Origin of the sequence: Burkholderia sp. BCC1047 (assembly GCF_902833155.1) — a bacterium.
Lineage (GTDB): Bacteria > Pseudomonadota > Gammaproteobacteria > Burkholderiales > Burkholderiaceae > Burkholderia > Burkholderia sola.
Map to the genome: position 1 here is coordinate 115,580 of NZ_CADFEH010000015.1, position 21,442 is coordinate 137,021.

Consider the following 21,442-nt stretch of genomic DNA (forward strand, 5'->3'; position numbering starts at 1 on the left):
GGCCTGGCCGCCCGTTTCGTTTGGCGCGGCTCGCGTGCGTGATGTCGACACGATGAGCCGGTCGCCGTAGGCCGGACAGTCGACCGAGCCGCTCTCGATGCAATCGCGAGCCGTGCATGCGGCGCGATCAGCGCTTGCCGCCCGGCATCGCGAGGCCGATCAGGCCGACGAACGACGCGACGGCGCCGCCGACGATCAGCAGAATCGTCTTCGTCGCCGGCGAGCCGGTGAAGAAGCGCGACACGTTGTCGTTGATCGAATGGAACGACTGGCCGCCGAAATACAGCAGCACGATGCCGCCGACGAGCAGTGCAACCGAGATGACCCGGGACATACCAACCTCGCTGAAACGGTGATTCGAGACGCCGCAGTGTAGGCGAGCCCCGCGGTCGCGTCCATCGCGGTGCGGCCGTGCGTGATCCGGCCGCTTTCGCTACCATAGTCGTCGTATGACTCCTTCGCCGCCGTCGCGCGATTGGCGCGGCCGGCGCGCGTCCCTTCCCCCGATGTCCTGACGGAACAGACTCATGGCCTACGAAGCAGCTTCCGAACGTTATGCCGGCATGCAATACCGCACCTGCGGCAAATCCGGGCTCCAACTGCCCGCCCTGTCGCTCGGCCTGTGGCACAACTTCGGCGATTCGACGCCGATCTCGACGCAGCGCGAGATCCTGCGCACCGCGTTCGATCTCGGCATCAACCACTTCGACCTCGCGAACAACTACGGGCCGCCGTACGGCAGCGCCGAAACCAACTTCGGCCGGTTGCTGAAGGAGGATTTCCGGCCGTATCGCGACGAGCTGCTGATCTCGACGAAGGCCGGCTGGGACATGTGGCCGGGGCCGTACGGCAGCGGCGGCGGATCGCGCAAGTACGTGCTGGCGAGCCTCGACCAGAGCCTGCAGCGGATGGGGCTCGACTACGTCGACATCTTCTACTCGCACCGTTTCGACGCGCATACGCCGCTCGAGGAAACGGCCGGCGCGCTAGCGTCGGCGGTGCAGCAGGGCAAGGCGCTGTACATCGGCATCTCGTCATACTCGGCCGCGAAGACGCGCGAGATGGCCGCGCTGCTCGCGCAATACAAGGTGCCGCTGCTGATTCACCAGCCGTCGTACAACCTGCTGAACCGCTGGATCGAAGAGGAGCTGCTCGGCACGCTCGACGACGTCGGCGCGGGCAGCATCGCGTTCACGCCGCTCGCGCAGGGTTTGCTCACGTCGAAGTACCTGAACGGCGTGCCGGCCGACGCGCGCGTGAACAAGCCGGGCGGCGGCTCGCTGAAGCAGGACCACCTGAGCGCGGACAACCTCGAGCATGTGCGCAAGCTCAATGCGATCGCCGAACGGCGCGGCCAGAGCCTCGCGCAGATGGCGCTGGCGTGGGTGCTGCGTAACGGCCGCGTGACGTCCGCGCTGATCGGCGCGAGCCGGGCGGAGCAGGTGCGCGAGAACGTCGGTGCGTTGAAGAACCTCGAATTCTCCGCTGAGGAACTCGCGGAGATCGATCGCTACGCGACGGAAGGCGGCATCAATCTGTGGGAAAAGCCGTCCACCGATCAGGCGATCTGACCGGAAGTCGATACGGGATGCGAAACATCGCGTGCCGTATCGCCCACGCGCAGGCAATCCGACGCGTCGCTGCGGCGCAGCGACGCACGTCACGCGCGGGTGGGGCGCTAGATCAGCGCAGGCAGGCCTTCAACGAGCAACACCGCGACGCCGACGCCGAGAATGACGCCGAGTACGCGTAGCAGGTTGTGACGGAATTGAGTGGCGCACGGCACCGCGCCGAGAAATAGCGCTCCGGCCAGCGCCATCGGAATCAACAGGATGAAGTCGCCGATCGTGAAATAGGTCGTCATGCGTGTCTCCAGTGTCGGCCGAAGTGGGCGCTTCAGTGCTTGCCTGGTGGCTCCATCCCTGCGGGATATCGGCCTGAAACGGCACGCGTGCGCTCACCCCGGCCCCATGCCGGGTGTTTCTAATTGGTCCGGCCCGTCGTACGCAGGCCGGTCAATTCGAGTATAGGCAACCGGCGGCGTTTTTCGCTATCCGAACCATTAAAAATCAGCGGAAAGCCTCGGGAATCCCGCGTTTTTCGTGCAAACAAGACGAACGCCTTGCGCGTATCTTTCCCGTTCCTTTCGATTTTCGCGGAATCGTCGTATGTGTCCGATGCGGGCCGCCGCACCCGCGAGCGCGGCGGCCCGCCCGCTCACGCGCGATCGGATTGCGGGCGTGCGGCCGGCGCGCGGAACACGAGCGCGAGCCCGGCGATGATCGCGCCCATGCCGGCGAGCGCGAGCGGCTCGGGACGGTTGCCGAGCCACACGGCGTCCATCAGCGTGGTGACGACGGGCACGAGATAGAACAGGCTCGTCACGTTGACGAGATCGCCGCGCTGCATCAACCGGTAGAACAGCAGTTGCGCGATCACCGAAATCACGATGCCGAGCCACAGCAGCGGCACGACGAACGCCCAGCTCATATCGAACGACGCGGGCCGGAACGGCACGATCGCGACGCACAGCGCGAGGCCGATCGCATTCTGCAGCGGCAGCACGTCGGCGGGCGCCGCGCGGACGCGCTTTTGCAGCAGCGAGCCGACGGTCAGCGCGACGAGCGCCGTGAGCGCGCACGCGATGCCGGCAGCCGACAGGCCGCCCGTTCCGCCGCTCACGCCGCGGCCGACGACGAGCGCGAGTCCGGCGAGCGACAGCGCGAGCCCCGCGACGCGCACCGGTTGCCAGCGACGCTCGACGATCGCGAGCGTGAGGATCGGCTGCACGCCGAGGATCGTCGCGAGCACGCCGGGCGCGATGCCGCGTTCGAGCGCGAGCAGATAGAAGATCGAATAGCCGCCCATCATCAGCAAGCCGGTCAGCGCGGCCATGCGCCGCTCGCCGCGCGGCGGCAGCCAGCGTTTGCGCATGCAGGCCAGCGCGAGCAGCACGAGCGACGCGAGCGCGAAACGGGCAGTGAGAAAGGCGAACGCGGACGCGTGACGCAGACCGAGTTCGGCGAAGATCGCGCCGCTGCTCCACAGCAGTACGAAGAGCGACGTCGCGCCATGCGCGGCGAGCGCGCGTTTGAACGAAACCATGTGAATCCACCTGTCGAACGGATCGAAACGTTCCATTCGCGCGCGGCAACACGTCGTGCGTCATGACGCACGTACCTGTGGCCAACGGGGCGAATGGAAGACGAAAACGGATGCCGGCGAGTCAGCCGGCGCGTGCCGCCGAAGGGGGCGGCGCGGCGCAGACGAGCGGCGGTGCGACAGGAGGAGGAAGGACCGACGGATGCGCGCACGCCCGCGGCCGCGAGTCGAACTGCGGCCGGGATTTTGCGAGGGCGGACGTGAGCGGATACATCGTGTCGGAGTGCGGTTGAACGCGAATGAAGGCTTAAGGTACCGCAAGGCAGCCATCGAACGCAACTGCTGTCGGCGGCTGCATATCGCGAGCGACATGTCGCGTCGATGCAGACCGATGCCGGTGCGCGCGCAAGCGTTCGACGAACGGTGGATAGCGATCGGCATGCGATGCGCGCGACGCGATTCCGGTCGGCCGCGCGAAGTGTTCCGATGATTGCGCAGCGGCGAGGCGAAGCGGCACGCGCGTTGCGTCGACATGTGCGCGCGGCGGCGCCGGGCGGTTTCGGTGGGCAGTCACATTCGACAGGGTATGATGGGGGTAACCGGACGGGCAAGTACGTGCCCGACGCAGTGGTTGATTGGAGACATTCGACGAATTCGCGGCACTTCGCCTGCTTCTTCTTCTTTTCGCGCTTCGATAAACCGTGAACAATGGGATCACGCGCAACGCTCCGCCGAGAGCGGCGCGGATCGTGCATTTGCCGGCTCGCCAGCGGGCCGGGTTTCAAGATTCAAGAGTGGGGAACCATCATGCATATCGGGTCGATCGTCTGCACTACCCATATCGCGGTGCCGAAGGGCGCGCGCGGCATCGTCCAGCGCATCCTGGGCGACATGGCCATGGTGACCTGGTACGCGGGCGTGCCGGGTGAGTCGAAAGAACTCAACACCGAGCCCTTCTTTCTCGAGGACCTGATCGACACCGGCGAATCCGTTCTGCCGGCCGGCGCGGCGCTTCACTAAGGCTCGTCTTTCGGTCCGGCTGGCGGCACAATGCGGGGCATGACAGACGCCACTTCCGCTCCCGCTTCCCCCGCCAGCCCGCCGTTCGCCGGCCTCACGCCCGAGTGCGTGCTCGACGCGCTCGACAGCGTGCTGATGCCGGCCGGCCTGCGCACCGACGGGCGCCTGCTCGCCCTCAACAGCTACGAAAACCGCGTCTACCAGGTCGGCATCGAAGACGGCCCGCCGGTCGTCGCGAAGTTCTATCGCCCGGCGCGCTGGTCCGACGACGCGATCCTCGAAGAGCATGCGTTCGTCGCCGAACTCGCCGCGCGCGAGATTCCGGCGGTGCCCGCGCGTACCTTCGACGGCCGCACGCTGCACGCGTTCGACGGCTTCCGCTTCTCGATCTTCGAGCGGCGCGGCGGCCGCGCACCCGATCTCGACCGCAGCGACACGCTCGAATGGCTCGGCCGCTTCATCGGCCGCATTCATGCGGTCGGCGCGACGCAGCCGTATGTCGCGCGTCCCGTGCTCGACATCGCCACGTTCGGCTACGAGCCGCGCGACTACCTGCTCGCGCACGATTTCATTCCGGATGACGTAAGACCGGCGTACGAGACCGCGGTCAAGCTCGCACTCGAAGGCGTCGAGGCCGCGTTCGAGCGCGCCGGAGAGATTCGCGTGCTGCGCACGCATGGCGACTGTCATCCGAGCAACGTACTGTGGACCGATGCCGGCCCGCATTTCGTCGACTTCGACGACAGCCGGATGGCGCCGGCCGTGCAGGATCTGTGGCTGCTGCTGCCGGGCGATCGCGAAGGCGCATCGCGCGCGCTGGCCGACCTGCTCGCCGGCTACGAGGATTTCTGCGAATTCGAGCCGCGCGAGCTGCATCTGGTCGAAGCACTGCGCACGCTCAGGCTGATCCACTATGCGGCGTGGCTCGCGCGGCGCTGGGACGATCCCGCGTTTCCGGCCGCTTTCCCGTGGTTCAACACGCATCGTTACTGGGAAGCGCGCGTGCTCGAACTGCGCGAGCAGATCGGCGCGATGCAGGAAGGGCCGCTCTGGCCCGTGTGACGTGGGCGGCTGCCTGCGCGGCATCCATACCGCGCGGCAGCTTCGCCGGGGCCGCGGCGCGACGCGGCCCGCCCCCTCAGAACTTCAGCATCAGCTTGATCAGCGCGGCGAAGCGCTTGCCGTACGGCGGTGCGAGCAGGTTGCGCGCGTTCAGCCGCGCCTGCGTGAGCACCGGCTTCATCTTCGAGAACGTCACGAAGCCGTCGTAGCCGTGATACGCGCCCATGCCGCTCGCGCCGACGCCGCCGAACGGCAAGCTGCCGCACGCGATGTGCATCAGCGTTTCGTTGATCGACACGCCGCCCGAGACCGTTTCGCGCATCACGCGGTCGATCGTGCCGCCATCCTCGTCGAACAGGTATAGCGCGAGCGGACGCGGGCGCGCATTGACGTACGCGATCGCTTCGTCGAGCCGTTCGTACGGCACGAGCGGCAGCAGCGGCCCGAAGATTTCCTCCTGCATCAGTGGCGACGCGGCCGGCACCTGCGTGACCGCGCACGGCACGAAGCGGCGCGACGCGGGATCGGACGGCGCGTCGGACAGCGGATGCAGCTGCGCGCCGGCGGCCTGCGCATCGCTCGCCAGTTGCTGCAGGCGCGCGTAGTGACGCGGCGACACGATCGTCGTGTAGTCGCCGTTGGTCGACAGGTCCGGATACAGCTTCGCGAAGCGGGTTCGCGCGCGTTCGATGAACGCGCCTTCCATGCCGCGCGGCAGCAGCACGTAGTCGGGCGCGATGCAGGTCTGGCCGGCGTTCAGCGTCTTGCCGGCGACGATCGCGTCGACGGCCGCGTCGAAGCGCGCATTCGGGCCGACGATCGCCGGCGACTTGCCGCCGAGCTCCAGCGTGACGGGCGTCAGGTTGTCGGCGGCCGCGCGCATCACGTGGCGGCCAACCTGCGTCGAGCCGGTGAACAGCAGATGGTCGAACGGGAGTGCGCTGAACGCGGCGCCGACTTCCGCGTCGCCGTTCACCACCGCGACATGGTCGCGCGTGAAGGTCTTGCCGATCAGCTGCTCGAACAGCGCCGACGTGCGCGGCGTCAGTTCGGACATCTTGATGATCGCGCGGTTGCCGGCGGCGAGTGCGCCGATCAGCGGGCCCGCCGCGAGCAGCACCGGGTAGTTCCACGGCACGACGATGCCGACCACGCCGAGCGGTTGCGGAATCACCTTCGCGCGCGCCGGGCGCAGCCACTTGTTCATCGGCTTGCGGACCGGCTTCATCCAGCGCTTGCCGTGCTTCAGCGCATCGTCGATCTCTTCCTTCGCCATCCAGATTTCAGACAGCAGCACTTCCTGCTTCGCGCGATGGCCGAAATCGGCGCTGATTGCGTCGGCGAGCGCATCCGCGTGATCGATCAGCATCGTGCGCAGCGCGCGCAGGTGCTGCGCGCGCGTGTCCCATGCCGGGTACGGTGCGCGCAGGTACGCCGCGCGCTGGTCGTGCAGCAGCGACGTCAGCGCATCGACCGACGGCAGTGCTTGCGGGGCCAGTTCGGGCAGGTCGTTCTTCATGTCGTCTCCTCCAGTTGGGCCTGGCTGATCGGCCGGCCGTCACGCCGCACGCGCACGCTCGGCGAGCGCGGCGACGCGGATCGGGTGATGCGTGTCGCCCGGCGCGGGGCCGGATGCGACGGGTGCTCGAAAACCGGTTTCAGCACGCGGCAAGCGTCGTATCCGCGCGACGGTGTCCGCGTCCGAACGTCGTGCCGCACGGCATGCGCGCACGAGCCGATACGGTGACGCGCGGGTACGCGATGCCGTCTCGCGATCGTCTGCCGGTGTACCGCGGCGGCGCAGCGCGACAGATCCGCGGCGGTGGCTCGCCGCGCATCGTGCGGCGGCGGCGACACACTGTCCAAACGGTCGGCGACGACACGTGCCGTTCGATTTCGACCGACTGCGCGCATGGCGCCGTGCATCGTCGCGCGGGCCGCCGTTTGAAATGAAATGCGGACCGCGCGCGTGACCGCCGGATCACCCGGTCGGCACGCGGCCGGCAGGCGTTGGCGCTGCATCGTCGTTCCTCCCGTTTCGCGACGAATCGGCTTCTCGTGGCCGGTGCATCGCGCGACGCGACTCGATACATCTTAAATTTAGTTCACGCGGGCGTTTAGAGGAATCGCTCTTGAATCGGCGCGCCGCGCACGGGACGGCCATTCCTACAATGCCCGAACACAAGAGGAGACGCGGTCGCGCGGCGGTGCCGGGCGCCTTCCATGACACGACGGAGACGTGACATGCAATACGACTACATCATCGTCGGTGGCGGCTCGGGCGGCTCGAGCCTCGCCGGCCGTCTCGCCGATGCCTGCCCCGATGCGACGATCGCGCTGATCGAGGCCGGCTCGCATACGGAGCGCAACCTGCTCGTCAACATGCCGGTCGGCATCGCGGCGCTGGTGCCGTTCAAGCTCGGCACCAACTACGGCTACGAGACGGTGCCGCAGCCGGGCCTCGGCGGGCGGCGCGGTTATCAGCCGCGCGGGCGGGGGATGGGCGGCTCGAGCGCGATCAACGCGATGATCTACACGCGCGGCCACCCGACCGACTACGACGAGTGGGCGCAGCTCGGCGCGACGGGCTGGGGTTGGCAGGACGTGCTGCCGTATTTCCGCCGCGCGGAAGGCAACGAACGCGGCGCGGACGCATGGCACGGCGCGGACGGGCCGCTGTCGGTATCGGATCTGCGCTTTCGCAATCCGTTCTCCGAACGATTCATCCAGGCCGCGCACGCGGCCGGCTATCCGCTGAACGACGACTTCAACGGGGCGACGCAGGAAGGCGTCGGCTTCTATCAGGTCACGCATCGCGACGGCTCGCGCTGCAGCGTGGCGCGTGCGTACATTTACGGCCGCAACCGGCCGAACCTGCACGTGGTCCCCGATGCGACGGTGCTGCGCGTCGGCTTCGACGGCAAGCGCGCGGTCGGCGTCGTCGTGTCGCGCAACGGGCGGGTCGAGACGCTCGGCGCGCGCGCGGAAGTGATCCTGTCGGCCGGCGCGTTCAATTCGCCGCAACTGCTGATGTGTTCGGGGATCGGCCCGGCCGATCAGTTGCGTCGGCACGGGATCGCGGTCGTGCAGGATGCGCCGGACGTCGGCGCGAATCTGATCGACCACATCGACTTCATTATCAACACGCGCGTGAATTCGTCGGAGCTGGTCGGCGTGTGCGTGCGCGGGATCGCGAAGATGACGCCCGCGCTCGTGCGCTATTTCTCGAGCCGCACGGGGATGATGACGAGCAACGTCGCGGAGGCCGGCGGCTTCATCAAGAGCGATCCGTCGCTCGCGCGGCCCGACCTGCAACTGCATTTCTGCACGGCGCTCGTCGACGATCACAACCGCAAGATGCACTGGGGTTTCGGCTATTCGCTGCACGTGTGCGCGCTGCGGCCGTTCAGCCGCGGCACGGTCGCGCTCGCGAGCGGCGATGCGCGCGACGCGCCGTTGATCGATCCGCGCTTCTTCAGCGATTCACGCGACCTCGACCTGCTGGTGCGCGGCACGCACGCGATGCGCCGCATCCTGTCGCAGGCGCCGCTCGCGTCGCAGGGCGGCCGCGAGCTGTACACGCGGCCGGACCAGAGCGAAGCGGAGCTGCGCGCGACGATCGTCGCGCATGCGGACACGATCTATCACCCGGTCGGCACCTGCCGGATGGGCTCGGATGTGCGCGCGGTCGTCGATCCGCAACTGCGCGTGCGCGGCGTCGACGGGCTGCGGGTGGTGGATGCGTCGGTGATGCCGACGCTGGTCGGCGGGAACACGAATGCGCCGTCGGTGATGATCGGCGAACGCGCGGCGGACTTCATCGTCGCCCCGCGCAAGGGCGGCGTCCCGCGCGGCGAGGCGGCTGCCGCGGTGCACGGCCGCTGAACGCGGCGCGCGCACGGCAGCAGCGGCCCATGCTCAGGCAAACGTATCGACGAGGCCGGCGCGGCTCGCGCGCGCGGCGACCGGTGCGGATTGCGCGGCGTCGACGGGTGCATCGACGGCTGACGGTCCGCCGTTCCCGCGTCGCGGCGACTGGCCGCCGGCGAAGGTCTGCTGCGGGTTTTGCTGCTGTTGCTGCGAAGCGAAGCCGCCGTCGCTGACGGTCGCGCTGCCGAGCCCGAGCCCGCCCGCTTCCATCGCTTCGCGCAGCTTCGGCAGCGCGGCTTCGACCGCGTCGCGCACCTGCGCGTGCTGCGATACGAACAGTGCGTGCGCATGGTTGTCCGCGACGCGCAGCACGACCTGCAGCGGCCCGAGATCGGGCGGGTTGAGCGTCAGCTCGGCGCTCTGCTGGTGCGCGTTCGACAGGAACACCACCTTCTGGCTCAGCGCATCCGTCCAGTCGGCCGTGCCGACGTGCGGCGCGAGCACGTGCGCGTTGGCGGCGGCGATCGCGCCGGCTGCCGGCGACAGTTGCAGGTTCGCCTGCGCGGCCGCGGCAGCCGTTGCGCCGGCCGCGAGCGTCGCGCTGGCGGCCGGGTCCGTCGCGTTGCTGGCCGCCGCGAGCGCGTGCTGCGCGCCGGACTGCGCGTTCGCGTCGGCCTGCAGCGTCTGCGCGGTGATCTGGGTCGGCGTCGGTTGCGTGGCGAGCGCGCCTTTCGCGTCGGCGAGCGTGCGGTCGAAGGTCGGCACTTTCGGCGTCAGCGGTGCGGCGGCGTTCGATGCGGTTGCGGCCGGCGCCGTCGGCGTGGCGGCGGCGGTCGCGCCGGTCGCGCCGGTCGCCGGCATCGCGATCGCGCCCGCGCCGCCCGTCAGCTTGGCGAGCGCCGCTTGCAGCGCGTCGCGGCTCGATGCCGGGTCGGTCGGTTGGGCGGCCGCGTCCTGGGCTGCATGATCGGCGAGCGTCGCCGTGGCGTCCGGCTGGCCGGACACGGCCGTCTTTTGCGTCGTGGCCGCGGCGGCAACGGCCGCGGCGGTCGCCGCGTCGGCCGGCGTCGCGGTATCCGGGCGCGCCTGCAATTGCGCCTGCACGGCCGCGGCGGCCGCGAGCGCGGCGGCGTCGGGGTTGACGGCGGCGTTCGCGGTCGTGTCGTCGGTCGCCTTGTCGTCATCCGTGCCGGACGGTTTCGCGCCGGCGGCCGGCTTCGACGCAGCCTGTTGGGTCGAAGCGTCCGGCGTGCCGGCGTTGGCCGTATCGCCGCGCGTGGCGACGCTTTGCTTGAGCGTCTGCGCGAACGGCGCGGCGCTCGTGGCGGCCGACGCATCGTTGGCGGTGGACGAACCCGGGCCGCGGGCGGCCTTGAGTGCGGCGCCGGCGGTGTCGAGCAGCGCGCCGAGCAGGGGCAGGGGAGGCATGACGGTTCTCTCGTTCGAATGCGGTGGTCGGTTACGACGAACGGGCCGCGTCGGCCCGCATGCGCAGGATCTTCGCGGCGTGTTCGTCGGCGTCGCGCTGTTCGCGCCGGGCGTCGCGCTGTGCTTCCTGCGCGACGCCGCGCGCTTGCAGGATTTCATACGAGCCGACGGTACGTTTCTTCTGCTGCCAGTTCGGGCGCGCCTCGTCGATGCGGACGTCGGCCGCGGCGAGCACGCTGCGCTGCTGCGCGATCGCGGCATCGAGCGTGTCGATGAACGCCTGGAAATTGCGCCAGTTGCCGGCCGGCATCCCGCTCTGCGCGGATTGCGCGAAGCGCGCGTGATATTCGTCGCGATAGCGCAGCAGCGCGTCGAGCTGTTCGGCCGCCGCGGTGCGGTCGCGCTGCGCGGTGCCAAGCTGCTTCGCGGCCGAGTCGAGGTCGTCCTGCGCACGGTCGAGCAGCAACTGAAGGGGAAAGCCGTGGGCCATCGGGATCAGCCTCCGTAAGCGTCGAACAGCGCATCGAGCGCAGTAAGGCTCGATGCGAACGGCGCGCATTCGCGAAAGCCTTGCTGCAGGAACGCCTCGATGCGCGGGTAGAGCGCGATCGCGCGGTCGAGTTGCGCGTCGCGGCCGGGGGCGTACGCGCCGACCGCGATCAGGTCGCGGTTGCGCTGGTAGCGCGACAGCATCTGCTTGAACTGCCGCACGTGGTCGAGATGCGTTTCGTCGATCAGCGCGGTCATCGCGCGGCTGATCGACGCCTCGATGTCGATCGCGGGATAGTGGCCGGCCTCGGCGAGCGCACGCGACAGCACGATGTGGCCGTCGAGGATCGCGCGCGCCGAATCGGCGATCGGGTCCTGCTGGTCGTCGCCTTCGGTCAGCACCGTGTAGAACGCGGTGATCGAGCCACCGCCTTCGGGCCCGTTGCCGGTGCGCTCGACGAGTGCGGGCAGCTTCGCGAACACCGACGGCGGATACCCCTTGGTCGCGGGCGGCTCGCCGATCGCCAGCGCGATCTCGCGCTGCGCCATCGCGTAGCGCGTCAGCGAATCCATCAGCAGCAGCACGTGCTTGCCCTGGTCGCGGAAATACTCGGCGAGCGACGTCGCGTACGCGGCGCCCTGCATCCGCAGCAGTGGCGACACGTCGGCCGGCGCCGCGACGACGACCGAGCGCGCGAGCCCGTCCTCGCCGAGGATCTGTTCGATGAATTCCTTCACTTCGCGGCCGCGTTCGCCGATCAGCCCGATCACGATCACTTCCGCGCTCGTGTAGCGCGCCATCGTGCCGAGCAGCACCGACTTGCCGACGCCGGAGCCCGCGAACAGGCCCATCCGCTGGCCGCGGCCGACGGTGAGCAGCGCGTTGATTGCGCGCACGCCGACGTCGAGCACGTGGTGGATCGGTTCGCGATCGAGCGGGTTGATCGACGGCGCCGACAGCGGCGCATCGACTTTCGACGCGAGCGGGCCGAGGCCGTCGAGCGGGCGGCCCGACGCGTCGACGACGCGCCCGAGCATTTCCCAGCCGACCGGCAGCCGCTTCGCGCCCGCGAGCGGATCGGTGACGGGCGCGCTTTCGCGCGGCCACACGCGTGCGCCGGGCAAGACGCCGGCGACGTCGGTGGTCGGCATCAGGAACAGGCGGTCGCCGGCGAAGCCGACGACTTCCGCTTCGGCGTGCGGCAGCGTGCTGCCGGGCGGCAGTTCGATCGTGCATTCTGCGCCGACCGACAGGCGCAGCCCGATCGCCTCGAGCACGAGGCCGGCCGCGCGCGTGAGGCGCCCGCACGGGCGCAGCGGCAGCGCGTGGTGGCTGCGCGCGGCGAGCCCGTTCAGGTGAGTGCGCCAGTGGGCGAGATGCGGGTTGTGCGGCGCGCGCGGGGCGGCGGCGGCCGAGGTTGCTGCATGCGGCTTGGCGCCATCCGCGGCATCGTGCGCGGCCGCTGGCCCGAACGACGCGAGCGCGAGCTCGCGTTCGAGCGGCGTCATGCCGTCGTGCGCGAGCGCGTCGGGCGAGCGCGTCACCACGTGCTCACCTTGCCGATCGCGGCGGCGACGCGCTGCCAGCGCGTGGGCAGCGTCGCGTCGACCTCGCCGGTCGCGGCGTGCGCGCGGCAGCCGCCGCGCTCGATCGACGCGTCGGTGCGCACGTTCCAGCCGAGCGTGTCGAGATCGTCCTGTAGATACGCTTCGACGACGGGCAGGTCGGCCGGATTGACCGCGAGATGCGGCGCGCCGGACAGCGCGGGTTCGGCCGCGAGCACGTCGCGCACGGCGGCGACCAGCGCGGCCGGGTCGTGTTTCACGTGCTGGCGCACGACCTGCTGCGCGATGTCGAGCGCGAGCTGCGCGAGGTCGGACGCGAGATCGTGTTCGACGGTCGCCACGGCTTCGCGGAACGACGCGGCGAGCGCCGCGAGCTGCGCGGCCTGTTCGCGTGCGTCGGCCTGGCCGGCCTCGAAGCCCTGTTCGCGGCCCTGCTCGAAACCGGCCTGGTAGCCGCGCGCCTGGCCTTCGACGTGGCCGGCCGCATGGCCTTCGGCGTGCGCGGCGTCGCGCACGCGCTGCAATTCCTCGGCGAGCGCGGCAGCGGCGGCCGCCGCGTCGTCGGGCGGCGGCGGAGGCGGCGGCGGGTCGAACGACGCCATCTCCCACCGCTGGTACGCGGTGAGGGTGCCCACGCGATCGCTCGCCGAATCAGACATACGCGTCTTCCGCCTTGCCGCCGATCGCGATCGCGCCGCTCTCGGCCAGGTTGCGCACGATCTGCAGGATGCGGCGCTGCTGCGTCTCGACGTCGGACACGCGTACCGGGCCGCGCGCGTCGAGATCCTCGGCGAGCAGTTCGGCCGCGCGCTGCGACATGTTCGCGAGGAACTTCTGGCGCAGCGCGGGCGGCGCGCCCTTCAGCGCGATGATCAGCGTTTCCGACTCGACTTCCTTCAGGATCATCTGGATCGCGCGATCCTCGAGGTCGAGCAGGTTCTCGAACACGAACATCTGGTCGATGATCTTCTGCGCGAGATCGGCGTCGTACTGGCGCACGCTTTCGAGTACGCCTTCCTCGTGCACGCTGGTCATGAAGTTCAGGATCTCGGCCGCGGTGCGGATGCCGCCCATCGGGCTGCGCTTCAGGTTGTCGCTGCCGGACAGCAGGCCCGTCAGCACGTCGTCGAGCTCGCGCAGCGCGGCCGGCTGGATGCCGTCGAGCGTCGCGATCCGCAGCAGCACGTCGTTACGCAGCCGTTCGGTGAAGCACGATGCGATTTCGGACGCCTGGTCGCGGTCGAGGTGCACGAGGATCGTCGCGATGATCTGCGGATGCTCGTTCTTGATCAGTTCGGCTACCGCGGCCGAATCCATCCATTTGAGGCCCTCGATGCCGCTCGTGTCGCTGCCCTGCAGGATGCGGTCGATCAGCACGCCGGCCTTGTCCTCGCCGAGCGCCTTCGTCAGCACCGAGCGGATGTACTCGTTCGAATCGAGCGACAGCGCGGTGTGCTGCTCGGCTTCCTTCACGAACTCCTGCAGCACGTCCTCGACCTGCTCGCGCGTGACGTTCTTCAGCGCGGCCATCGCCACGCCGATCTTCTGGACCTCGCGCGGCGCGAGGAACTTGAATACCTGCGCGGCCTCTTCCTCGCCGATCGACATCAGCAGCAGCGCGCTCTTGGTCAAGCCTTCAGCGTTCATCGGACACCCAGTTCTTCACGACGGTGGCGACGATCTTCGGATCCTGGCGGGCGATCGTGCGCGCGTAGTCGAGGTTGCGTTCGTAGCGGTTCTTCTCGTTTTCGAAGCCGAGCAGCAGCGGATCGGCTTCGTCGGCTGGCTTCTCCAGCGCGGGCAGGCCGTCGAGCGCGACCGTGTCTTCCGGCGCCGCGAGCGCCGGCGCGGCCGGCTCGGGCGGCGGGAACGCGCGGCGCATCGCCGGGCGCACGAACATGAAGTAGAGCGCCGCCGCGGCCGCCGCGATGCCGAGCCACTTCGCGGCTTCCTTCGCCATCGCGATCACGTCGGGCTGGCGCCACCACGGCAGGTCGGCGTACGGGTCGCTCACGGTCGAGAACGCGCTGTTCACGACGTTGACCGAGTCGCCGCGCTTCGCGTCGTAGCCCATCGCATCCTTCACGAGCTGTTCGACCTGCGCGAGCTTCGCGGGCGGCAGCGGCTGCATCGTCACGTGGCCCTTCGCGTCGGCGACCGGCTGGTAGTTGACGACGACCGCGACCGACAGCCGCTTCACGCTGCCCATCGGCTGTTCGGTATGGCGGATCGTCTTGTCGAGCTCGTAGTTGGTCGTCTGGTCCTTGCGGTCGCTGACCGGCGTGGTCTGCGGCCCGTTCTGGCCGTTGCCCGCGACGATCGGCGCGGAGGCCGGCTGCGGCGGCGTGTTCGACAGCGCGCCCGGCACGCCCGACGCGCCGCCCTGCGCGAGTTCGGTCGCGCTGCTGGTCTGCTGGCTGCGGATCGCGGATTGCTGCGGATTGCCGTTCGGGCCGTAGCTTTCCGACGTCTGCTCGATCTTCGAGAAATCGAGATCGGCGCTGACCTGCGAGCGCGCGTTGCCGGCGCCGAAGATCGGCGCGAGGATCGCGTCGATGCGCTTCTGCGTGTTGTGCTCGACCTGCTGCACGTACTTGAGCTGGCTCGCGTCGAGGCCGGACGCCGACGCGGTCTGGGTCAGCAGGTTGCCGTCCTGGTCGACGATCGTCACGTTCTTGGCCGGCATGTCGGGCACGCCGGACGACACCATCCGCGTGATCGCCTGCACCTGGCCCTCGTCGAGCACGCGGCCCGGGTAGAGGTCGACGAACACCGACGCGCTCGGCGCTTCCTTGTCGCGCACGAACACCGACGGCTTCGGGATCGCGAGATGCACGCGCGCGCCGCGCACGGCGTTGATCGATTCGATGGTGCGCTGCAGTTCGCCTTCGAGCGCGCGCTGGTAGTTGATCTGCTCGGCGAACTGGCTGATGCCGAATTTCTGGTTGTCCATCAGCTCGAAGCCGACCGAGCCGCCCTTCGGCAGCCCCATCGCGGCGAGCTTCAGGCGCGTTTCGTGCACCTGGCCCGACGGCACGAGGATCGCGCCGCCGGCGTCGGCGAACTTGTAGGGAACGTTGGCCTGCTGGAGCGCGGCGATGATCGCGCCGCCGTCGCGGTCCGACAGGTTGCTGTACAGCACGCGGTAGTCGGGCGCGCGGCTCCACAGCACGAGCGCGGTGATCGCGGCGATCGCGAACGCGACGGCGATCAGGAACGGCAGCTTCGGGTTGCCCTTCATCCGCGAGATGCCGGGAATGCGTTCGGCGAAGCCGCCCAGCCCGAAGTCCGCGCCTGCGCCGCCCGCGCCCGGCAACGCGGCGGCCGCGGCGGCGCCTGGCGCCGGGCTGAGGCCCGCGCGGGCGTCTGGGTTGATCAGCGAGTTGGCCTGCGAATCCATGCGTCGAGTTTCTCCGGAGCGGGACGACTGAGCTCGCTCGGACGAGCGGGCGGACAATGACACGATGCGATTATCGTGACCCGCGGCGCACTCCGATCGACCGAAAAGAGCGGGGTTTCCCCCGTACTTTCGCGGCTTTGACGCGGGCCGCGCTGCTATCCTTTCTCGCGATCCGGCATGGTGCGCGTGGTGCGGCGCCGGCGGGTCGCCCGGTGCGTCCGGGTCTCTTCTCTAGGTTTGGGGGCAGCATGACTGCGAACGTCAGCGGAATCGGTTCGGTGTTGCAACAGATGCAGTCGATGGCCGCGCAGGCGTCCGGCGGCGTCGCGAGCCCGACGGCGGCGCTGGCCGGCTCGGGCGCGGCGACGGCCGGCACGTTCGCGAGCGCGATGAAGGCGTCGCTCGACAAGATCAGCGGCGACCAGCAGCACGCGCTCGGCGAGGCGAAGGCGTTCGAGGTCGGCGCGCCGAACATCTCGCTGAACGACGTGATGGTCGACATGCAGAAAGCCAACATCGGCTTCCAGTTCGGGCTCCAGGTCCGCAACAAGCTAGTGAGCGCTTACAACGACATCATGCAGATGGCGGTGTGACGGGCCATCAGGCGATGGGCATCCGCGGGCGGGCATTCGGGGACGGCTAACCGGCGACGGGCATCCAGGAACGGCCCCAGGCTTGCGGAACGGGGCCGGCAAGCCGGCATCGGCGGCCCCCGCGCACCTAAAGCTTTTCAAATCCCTTCCGATAACTGCGGTGAAGGCCGCACCGTGCGACGCACGGCGGCGGCTCCCGACCAGCCAACGCAAATAACAAGGAGAAGCGCATGTTTTCCCCAGGACACGCTGGAGCCAGTGCGTACGCGCGTGTCGGCGTCGAGACCGGGGTGATGGGCGCTTCCCCGCACCGGCTGATCGCGATGCTGTACCAGGGCGCGCGGCAGGCGATCGCGCTGGCGCGCATGCATTTGCAGCAGGACAACGTCGGCGGCCGCGGCGAAGCGATCGGCAAGGCGATCCGGATCGTCGAGAGCGGCCTGCAGGCGTCGCTGAACCGCGACGCGGGCGGCGAGATCGCCGAACGGCTCAATGCGCTGTACACCTATATCGGCCGGCGCCTGCTGGAAGCGAACGCGCAGGCGAGCGACGCGATACTGGTCGAGGTCGACGGCTTGCTCGCGACGCTCGAGGAAGCATGGACGGGCATCGCCCCGGAAGTCGCGCGGATGGCCGCGCAACAGGTAGCGGAAGCATCACGATGAATCACAAGGCCGAATACTTCGCGCGTTACGAGGCGCTCGCCGCCGTGTCGGGGCGGATGCTGTGCGCCGCGCGCGGCGCCGACTGGAACGCGTTGCCGGAGTTGCAGGCCGAATTCATGCAACTCGTCGACGGGTTGAAGCAGGCCGATCCGGCCGTCGTGCTCGACGAATCGGATCTCGGCCGCAAGCTGGACCTGATCCGCCGCATCCTGGCCGACGACGCCGCGATCCGCGATCTCGCGAGCCCGGACGTCGCGCGGCTGTCCGCGCTGTTCGAGGCGCGGCGCTCGACCCAGGTATTGACCGATCTTTATCGCGCGCGCGGGTAGGGCCGGGCGCCGGGCGACCGGCGCGAGGCGCCCGGACCCGGCGCCGCACGCGGCGCGCGCTGTTCCCGTGGGCGGCACCGGCGTGCCGCGCGCGGATTCGCAACCCGTTGGCTGAGCTGAGCAGGCCCCGATCATGACCGGTATCGACTCCGTTGCGGCCGCGCTGCTGGCGAGCCGCCTCGACAGCCTGCTGACCGGCACCGTCGCGGCGTCCGCCGGCGGCGGCGCGACCGCGCAGGTCGGCACGCCGGGCGCCGGCGCGTCGTCCTCGCCGCCGGCCGGCAGCCCGCCCGCCGCGCCGCCGGCTTCCACGCAGACCGCGCTGTCCGATGTCGGACGCGTGCTCGACGCGATCTCGCGCTCGGGCGGCGATGCGACGCCGGCGATCGTCGGCCGGCTGCCGCTGCTCGCCGATCCGGCCGTGCTGCTCACCGATACGCCGGTGCCCGCGCCGGCTGCGTCCGCACCCACCGGGGCTTCCACGCCGGCTTCCGCTCAAGCGTCGTCCGCCGCGGCGACGCGCGAAGCGGCCGCGCCGCCGCCGGTCGCGGCGTTGCGTGCGGCGTTGGCGCAGGCCGTGAGCGAAAGCGGCCTCTTCTACGAATCCCATCTCGCGCAGTGGCTGGCCGGCCAGCGTCCGCTCGCGGCGCTGATGCGCGAGCCGCAGGCACGCCTCGCGACCGCGCTCGCGCCGGCCGACCCGACAGTCGTCCCGCACGAATCGACCGACGTGCTCGACGAACTGCTCGCGCAGCGCCCGCCGCTGCCGGCCGCCGCGCGGGCCAGCGCGCCACCGCCGGCCCAGGGCGGCGCATCGGCGCGCGACCCCGCGCAGGCCGTACCGGCAGCATTCCGGCCGGGCACGTCGTTGCCGCCCGATACCGCCGATCCGCTGGCTGCGCACGCCGATACGCGCTGGACGCCCGCGCGCGCCGAGCTGGCCGCCGCATCGTCCGATCCGCAGGCGCAGCCGCTCGCGACCGTGCATCCGGCCGCCGTGCCGCTCGTTCGGCAGCAGCTCGATGCGCTCGCGACCGACCAGTTTCGCTGGACCGGCGAGGCGTGGCCCGGCGCGCGGCTCGACTGGACGATCGAACCCGACGAGCCGGGCCACCGCGCGCCGCGCGGCGGCGGCGACGACACGGGCGACGGCATCGCGTGGCGCACGCGCCTCACGTTGACGCTGCCGTCGCTCGGCACGGTCGATGCCGAACTGGTGCTGAACGGCGCGCAGCTCGTCGCCCGGCTGCGCGCGAACCAGACGGGCGCCGACCGTCTCACGCGCCACGAAGCCGCGCTGCGGCAGCGGCTCGAAGGCTCGGGGCTCAAGGTGGGCGGGCTGTCGATCCGCGCGGTCGACGACGGGCCGGACGGCTTCGACCTGTTCGCCGCCCAGGCCGCCGCCGCCGCGTATGCGCGCGGTGCGGCCGGCGGCCCCGATGCGTGGGTGCCGGGCGACGATGACGAGGCGCTGCGATGAGCATGACGTCCCGCAAGCGTGCGGCCGCGCTCGTCTACGACCCGAAAGGCGGCGATGCGGCGCCGCGCGTGGTCGCGAAGGGTTATGGTGTGCTCGCCGAGATGATCGTCGCGCGCGCGCACGATGCGGGGCTGTACGTGCACACGGCGCCGGAGATGGTGTCGCTGCTGATGCAGGTCGATCTCGACGACCGGATTCCGCCGCAGCTCTATCAGGCGGTCGCCGACCTGCTCGCGTGGCTGTACGCGCTCGATCGCACCGAGCCTGCGCCGGATGGCGCCGCGCCGCGTTTTCCGTTGCCGCCGTTGCGCTGAACGGCCTGCCGTCGGGCGGCTTCTTGCGGATGGCAGTCCGTGGTCAGCGGGATGGTCCCGCCGACATTTTGCGTCTATCGATCGCCATCGTGTCGCGACGCATGCCTTCTTGCGCATTCGCGCGCGCATTGGACCTGCCGCTCCGGACGCGCACCCGATTGAGCCGCCTTCCGATTTATGTAATGATATCCATTCTCATTTTCATGTTGCCCGGGCGGCGCGCATTCCCTGCGCGCCGCCCGTCGTTTTGAACGAATGGATACCTTCGCGTGAACGCGCCCGAAACGATCGACCCGCCCAAGACGGGCCTGCCGCGCACCGGCGTCACCGTGCTGCACCCGGCGGGCCGCCCGCTGAACGACGACGAGCTGGCCGCACGCCGCCGGCGCTCGCGCCGCGCGACCTTCATCAAGTGGCTGCGCAAGGTGCACGGCTGGGTCGGCCTGTGGGGTGCGGTGCTCGGGCTGCTGTTCGGCGTGACGGGCGTGGTGCTGAACCACCGCGCGCCGCCGCTGAAGATCTCGACCGGCGAGCCGCAGGTCGAGGAGATGCAGATCGCGCTGCCGGATCCGGTGCCGAAGACGCCCGCCGCGATGATGAAGTGGCTCCAGCAGGAGCTGCATTTCGACGGCAAGCCGGGCCGCATGCGCAAGGAGCCCGCGCAGGCCGTCGCGTGGGGCGACAAGCGCGTGATGCAGCCCGAGCACTGGCAATTCGGCGTGTTCGGGCCGCACCAGAACCTGCAGGGCGAATACTGGGTGGGCAACGGCTACGTGTCGGTGAAGCGCACGGGCAACACGTTCCTGACGACGCTGAACAACCTGCATCGCGGCGTCGGGATGAATCTCGGCTGGGTGCTGCTGATGGATACGATCGCGGGCTCGCTGATCCTGCTGTCGTTGACGGGCGTGCTGCTGTGGACCGAGCTGAACAAGCGCCGCACGGTCGGCGTCGTGCTGGTGGTCGGTTCGGTCGCCGCCGCGCTGGCCGCCGGCCTGACCTGACCGACGGTCGCGCCGGCCGGGGCCAGCGCCCGGCGCACGCGCGGCCGCCCGCCGCCGCGGGTCAGAGCCCGCAGGCCGCGCCGCTGTTCGCCGCGATTTCGCGCGCGGCCTTCGCGCCTTCGACCTGCAGGATCGTCGGCAGCGACACGTTGTTCTTCGCGGCGGTGATTTCCGCGAGGATCGAGATCGCGATTTCCGGCGGCGTCCGGCTGCCGATGTAGATGCCGGCCGGCCCGTGCAGCCGGGCCAGTTCCCCTTCGCTCAGATCGAATTCGCGCAGCCGCTCGCGCCGCGCCGCGTTGTTGCGCCGCGAGCCGAGCGCGCCCACGTAGAACGCGGGCGTCTTCAGCGCCTCCATCAGCGCGAGATCGTCGAGCTTCGGGTCGTGCGTGAGTGCGATCACGGCCGAACGCGCATCGAGCTTCATGTCGAGCACCGTATCGTCGGGCATCGTATGCACGACGCGCGTGCCCGGCACGTCCCACGCATCCGTGTATTCGTCGCGCGGATCGCATACCGTCACCTGATAGTCGAGCCCGACCGCGATCTGGCACAGATAGCGCGACAACTGGCCGGCGCCGATCACGAGCATCCGGTAGCGCGGCCCGTGGATCGTCACGAGCCGTTCGCCGTCGAACGCGAGCCCGTCGGTCGCCTGCGCGGGCGACAGCGACGCGCGGCCGGTCGCGAGCGTCATCGTGCGCGTGACAAGGCGGCCGGCCTCGACTTCCGCGCACAGCGCCGCGATCCCGCTGTCGCGCGTGAGCGGTTCGAGCACCAGCTGGATCGTGCCGCCGCACGGCAGCCCGAAGCGGTGCGCTTCCTCGGCCGTCACGCCGTACTTGAGCGCTTCGGGGCGCGCATCGGCCGCGATGCCGCTCGCATGCACGCGGGCGATCAGGTCGTCCTCGATGCATCCGCCGGACACGGAGCCGACCACCAGGCCGTCCTCGCGCACTGCGAGCATCGCGCCTTCGGGGCGCGGCGACGAGCCCCATGTCTTCACGACCGTCACGAGCAGCACGCGGCGCCCTTCTTCGAGCCAGCGCGCGCTGGATTTCAGTACATCGAGATCGACGCTTTCCATCGTGTTTTCCTGTTGCCGGACGGGCCGCCGCGC

22 protein-coding genes are annotated in these 21,442 nt (G+C 69.9%); 10 read left to right on the forward strand and 12 right to left on the reverse strand.

The features are described 5' to 3' along the window. Positions 1-127: 127 nt before the first annotated feature. A complete protein-coding gene (locus HWX55_RS17480; RefSeq protein WP_175976620.1) occupies positions 128-334 on the reverse strand; it encodes a DUF3185 family protein in 207 nt (68 codons plus the stop codon). 193 nt (positions 335-527) lie between these two features. Between HWX55_RS17480 and mgrA the strand changes: the two genes are divergently transcribed. Next, positions 528-1,571: an L-glyceraldehyde 3-phosphate reductase gene (gene mgrA, locus HWX55_RS17485; protein ID WP_175976621.1), complete on the forward strand. Its 1,044-nt coding sequence runs from the start codon at positions 528-530 to the stop codon at positions 1,569-1,571. 107 nt (positions 1,572-1,678) lie between these two features. On the opposite strand, the gene HWX55_RS17490 is transcribed toward mgrA, so the two are convergent. Continuing rightward, a complete protein-coding gene (locus HWX55_RS17490) occupies positions 1,679-1,864 on the reverse strand; it encodes a hypothetical protein (RefSeq protein WP_006482800.1) in 186 nt (61 codons plus the stop codon). 353 nt (positions 1,865-2,217) lie between these two features. Continuing rightward, the gene (locus HWX55_RS17495) at positions 2,218-3,105 is read right to left on the reverse strand and encodes a DMT family transporter (RefSeq protein ID WP_175976622.1); all 888 of its coding nucleotides are present in this window, start codon (positions 3,103-3,105) and stop codon (positions 2,218-2,220) included. Positions 3,106-3,909: 804 nt separating this feature from the next. On the opposite strand from HWX55_RS17495, the gene HWX55_RS17500 reads away from it, so the two are divergent. After that, positions 3,910-4,122 carry a hypothetical protein gene (locus HWX55_RS17500; protein WP_006477514.1) on the forward strand — a complete coding sequence of 71 codons (213 nt, stop codon included), beginning with the start codon at positions 3,910-3,912 and terminating at the stop codon, positions 4,120-4,122. Positions 4,123-4,161: 39 nt separating this feature from the next. Beyond that, positions 4,162-5,184, forward strand: a complete 1,023-nt coding sequence (locus HWX55_RS17505; protein ID WP_175976623.1) for a serine/threonine protein kinase — start codon at positions 4,162-4,164, stop codon at positions 5,182-5,184. Between the two features lie 76 nt (positions 5,185-5,260). Here HWX55_RS17505 and HWX55_RS17510 read toward each other — a convergent pair whose 3' ends face one another. Further along, positions 5,261-6,703, reverse strand: coding sequence for a coniferyl aldehyde dehydrogenase (locus tag HWX55_RS17510; protein ID WP_175976624.1), 1,443 nt, complete (start codon positions 6,701-6,703; stop codon positions 5,261-5,263). Next, positions 6,700-7,206 carry a hypothetical protein gene (locus HWX55_RS17515; protein ID WP_175976625.1) on the reverse strand — a complete coding sequence of 169 codons (507 nt, stop codon included), beginning with the start codon at positions 7,204-7,206 and terminating at the stop codon, positions 6,700-6,702. Before HWX55_RS17515 ends, HWX55_RS17510 begins: the two co-directional genes overlap by 4 nt. Before the next feature lie 222 nt (positions 7,207-7,428). Here HWX55_RS17515 and HWX55_RS17520 point away from each other — a divergent pair, with 222 nt between their 5' ends. Further along, on the forward strand, positions 7,429-9,069 hold the full coding sequence (locus tag HWX55_RS17520; protein ID WP_175976626.1) for a GMC family oxidoreductase N-terminal domain-containing protein: 1,641 nt from the start codon (positions 7,429-7,431) through the stop codon (positions 9,067-9,069). A gap of 33 nt (positions 9,070-9,102) precedes the next feature. Here HWX55_RS17520 and HWX55_RS17525 read toward each other — a convergent pair whose 3' ends face one another. From HWX55_RS17525 to fliF, 6 genes are read right to left on the reverse strand one after another with little or no spacing between them, the layout of a single operon-like run. Continuing rightward, positions 9,103-10,482, reverse strand: a complete 1,380-nt coding sequence (locus HWX55_RS17525) for a flagellar hook-length control protein FliK (RefSeq protein WP_175976627.1) — start codon at positions 10,480-10,482, stop codon at positions 9,103-9,105. Between the two features lie 31 nt (positions 10,483-10,513). Beyond that, on the reverse strand, positions 10,514-10,972 hold the full coding sequence (fliJ, locus tag HWX55_RS17530) for a flagellar export protein FliJ (protein ID WP_050014220.1): 459 nt from the start codon (positions 10,970-10,972) through the stop codon (positions 10,514-10,516). Positions 10,973-10,977: 5 nt separating this feature from the next. Then, the gene (fliI, locus tag HWX55_RS17535; RefSeq protein ID WP_175976628.1) at positions 10,978-12,519 is read right to left on the reverse strand and encodes a flagellar protein export ATPase FliI; all 1,542 of its coding nucleotides are present in this window, start codon (positions 12,517-12,519) and stop codon (positions 10,978-10,980) included. After that, complete coding sequence (gene fliH / locus HWX55_RS17540; RefSeq protein ID WP_050014222.1) at positions 12,513-13,196, reverse strand: flagellar assembly protein FliH; 684 nt, start codon at positions 13,194-13,196, stop codon at positions 12,513-12,515. The genes fliI and fliH overlap by 7 nt, the downstream gene beginning before the upstream one ends. Next, positions 13,189-14,184 (reverse strand): flagellar motor switch protein FliG, encoded by a 996-nt coding sequence (gene fliG / locus HWX55_RS17545; protein ID WP_050014223.1) that lies wholly within the window; start codon positions 14,182-14,184, stop codon positions 13,189-13,191. The genes fliH and fliG overlap by 8 nt, the downstream gene beginning before the upstream one ends. Continuing rightward, positions 14,174-15,937 carry a flagellar basal-body MS-ring/collar protein FliF gene (gene fliF / locus HWX55_RS17550; protein WP_175976629.1) on the reverse strand — a complete coding sequence of 588 codons (1,764 nt, stop codon included), beginning with the start codon at positions 15,935-15,937 and terminating at the stop codon, positions 14,174-14,176. The genes fliG and fliF overlap by 11 nt, the downstream gene beginning before the upstream one ends. 248 nt (positions 15,938-16,185) lie before the next feature. Between fliF and fliE the strand changes: the two genes are divergently transcribed. The 6 genes from fliE to HWX55_RS17580 all read left to right on the forward strand — a co-directional run bounded on the left by fliE (position 16,186) and on the right by HWX55_RS17580 (position 20,322). Continuing rightward, positions 16,186-16,530, forward strand: coding sequence for a flagellar hook-basal body complex protein FliE (gene fliE, locus HWX55_RS17555; RefSeq protein WP_050014225.1), 345 nt, complete (start codon positions 16,186-16,188; stop codon positions 16,528-16,530). Positions 16,531-16,760: 230 nt separating this feature from the next. Further along, a complete protein-coding gene (fliS, locus tag HWX55_RS17560) occupies positions 16,761-17,195 on the forward strand; it encodes a flagellar export chaperone FliS (protein WP_175976630.1) in 435 nt (144 codons plus the stop codon). Next, entirely contained in the window at positions 17,192-17,524 is a 333-nt protein-coding gene (locus tag HWX55_RS17565; protein ID WP_050014227.1) for a flagellar protein FliT, read from the forward strand. Before fliS ends, HWX55_RS17565 begins: the two co-directional genes overlap by 4 nt. Positions 17,525-17,657: 133 nt before the next feature. Next, positions 17,658-19,004, forward strand: a complete 1,347-nt coding sequence (locus tag HWX55_RS17570) for a flagellar hook-length control protein FliK (protein WP_175976631.1) — start codon at positions 17,658-17,660, stop codon at positions 19,002-19,004. Then, positions 19,001-19,318: an EscU/YscU/HrcU family type III secretion system export apparatus switch protein gene (locus tag HWX55_RS17575; RefSeq protein ID WP_047899277.1), complete on the forward strand. Its 318-nt coding sequence runs from the start codon at positions 19,001-19,003 to the stop codon at positions 19,316-19,318. The genes HWX55_RS17570 and HWX55_RS17575 overlap by 4 nt, the downstream gene beginning before the upstream one ends. Before the next feature lie 269 nt (positions 19,319-19,587). Then, on the forward strand, positions 19,588-20,322 hold the full coding sequence (locus HWX55_RS17580) for a PepSY-associated TM helix domain-containing protein (RefSeq protein ID WP_175976632.1): 735 nt from the start codon (positions 19,588-19,590) through the stop codon (positions 20,320-20,322). Between the two features lie 61 nt (positions 20,323-20,383). On the opposite strand, the gene HWX55_RS17585 is transcribed toward HWX55_RS17580, so the two are convergent. After that, complete coding sequence (locus HWX55_RS17585) at positions 20,384-21,409, reverse strand: XdhC family protein (RefSeq protein ID WP_175976633.1); 1,026 nt, start codon at positions 21,407-21,409, stop codon at positions 20,384-20,386. Positions 21,410-21,442 lie beyond the last annotated feature (33 nt).

Bases quoted from the DNA above. Each gene is read 5' to 3' on its own strand.
- fliH (WP_050014222.1), bottom strand. From the start codon at position 13,196: ATGTCTGATTCGGCGAGCGATCGCGTGGGCACCCTCACCGCGTACCAG.
- HWX55_RS17515 (WP_175976625.1), bottom strand. From the start codon at position 7,206: ATGCAGCGCCAACGCCTGCCGGCCGCGTGCCGACCGGGTGATCCGGCG.
- fliG (WP_050014223.1), bottom strand. From the start codon at position 14,184: ATGAACGCTGAAGGCTTGACCAAGAGCGCGCTGCTGCTGATGTCGATC.
- HWX55_RS17525 (WP_175976627.1), bottom strand. From the start codon at position 10,482: ATGCCTCCCCTGCCCCTGCTCGGCGCGCTGCTCGACACCGCCGGCGCC.
- HWX55_RS17565 (WP_050014227.1), top strand. From the start codon at position 17,192: ATGAATCACAAGGCCGAATACTTCGCGCGTTACGAGGCGCTCGCCGCC.
- HWX55_RS17480 (WP_175976620.1), bottom strand. From the start codon at position 334: ATGTCCCGGGTCATCTCGGTTGCACTGCTCGTCGGCGGCATCGTGCTG.
- fliF (WP_175976629.1), bottom strand. From the start codon at position 15,937: ATGGATTCGCAGGCCAACTCGCTGATCAACCCAGACGCCCGCGCGGGC.
- HWX55_RS17505 (WP_175976623.1), top strand. From the start codon at position 4,162: ATGACAGACGCCACTTCCGCTCCCGCTTCCCCCGCCAGCCCGCCGTTC.
- HWX55_RS17495 (WP_175976622.1), bottom strand. From the start codon at position 3,105: ATGGTTTCGTTCAAACGCGCGCTCGCCGCGCATGGCGCGACGTCGCTC.
- fliJ (WP_050014220.1), bottom strand. From the start codon at position 10,972: ATGGCCCACGGCTTTCCCCTTCAGTTGCTGCTCGACCGTGCGCAGGAC.
- HWX55_RS17585 (WP_175976633.1), bottom strand. From the start codon at position 21,409: ATGGAAAGCGTCGATCTCGATGTACTGAAATCCAGCGCGCGCTGGCTC.
- HWX55_RS17490 (WP_006482800.1), bottom strand. From the start codon at position 1,864: ATGACGACCTATTTCACGATCGGCGACTTCATCCTGTTGATTCCGATG.
- HWX55_RS17500 (WP_006477514.1), top strand. From the start codon at position 3,910: ATGCATATCGGGTCGATCGTCTGCACTACCCATATCGCGGTGCCGAAG.
- HWX55_RS17510 (WP_175976624.1), bottom strand. From the start codon at position 6,703: ATGAAGAACGACCTGCCCGAACTGGCCCCGCAAGCACTGCCGTCGGTC.
- HWX55_RS17570 (WP_175976631.1), top strand. From the start codon at position 17,658: ATGACCGGTATCGACTCCGTTGCGGCCGCGCTGCTGGCGAGCCGCCTC.
- HWX55_RS17520 (WP_175976626.1), top strand. From the start codon at position 7,429: ATGCAATACGACTACATCATCGTCGGTGGCGGCTCGGGCGGCTCGAGC.
- HWX55_RS17575 (WP_047899277.1), top strand. From the start codon at position 19,001: ATGAGCATGACGTCCCGCAAGCGTGCGGCCGCGCTCGTCTACGACCCG.
- fliS (WP_175976630.1), top strand. From the start codon at position 16,761: ATGTTTTCCCCAGGACACGCTGGAGCCAGTGCGTACGCGCGTGTCGGC.
- mgrA (WP_175976621.1), top strand. From the start codon at position 528: ATGGCCTACGAAGCAGCTTCCGAACGTTATGCCGGCATGCAATACCGC.
- fliE (WP_050014225.1), top strand. From the start codon at position 16,186: ATGACTGCGAACGTCAGCGGAATCGGTTCGGTGTTGCAACAGATGCAG.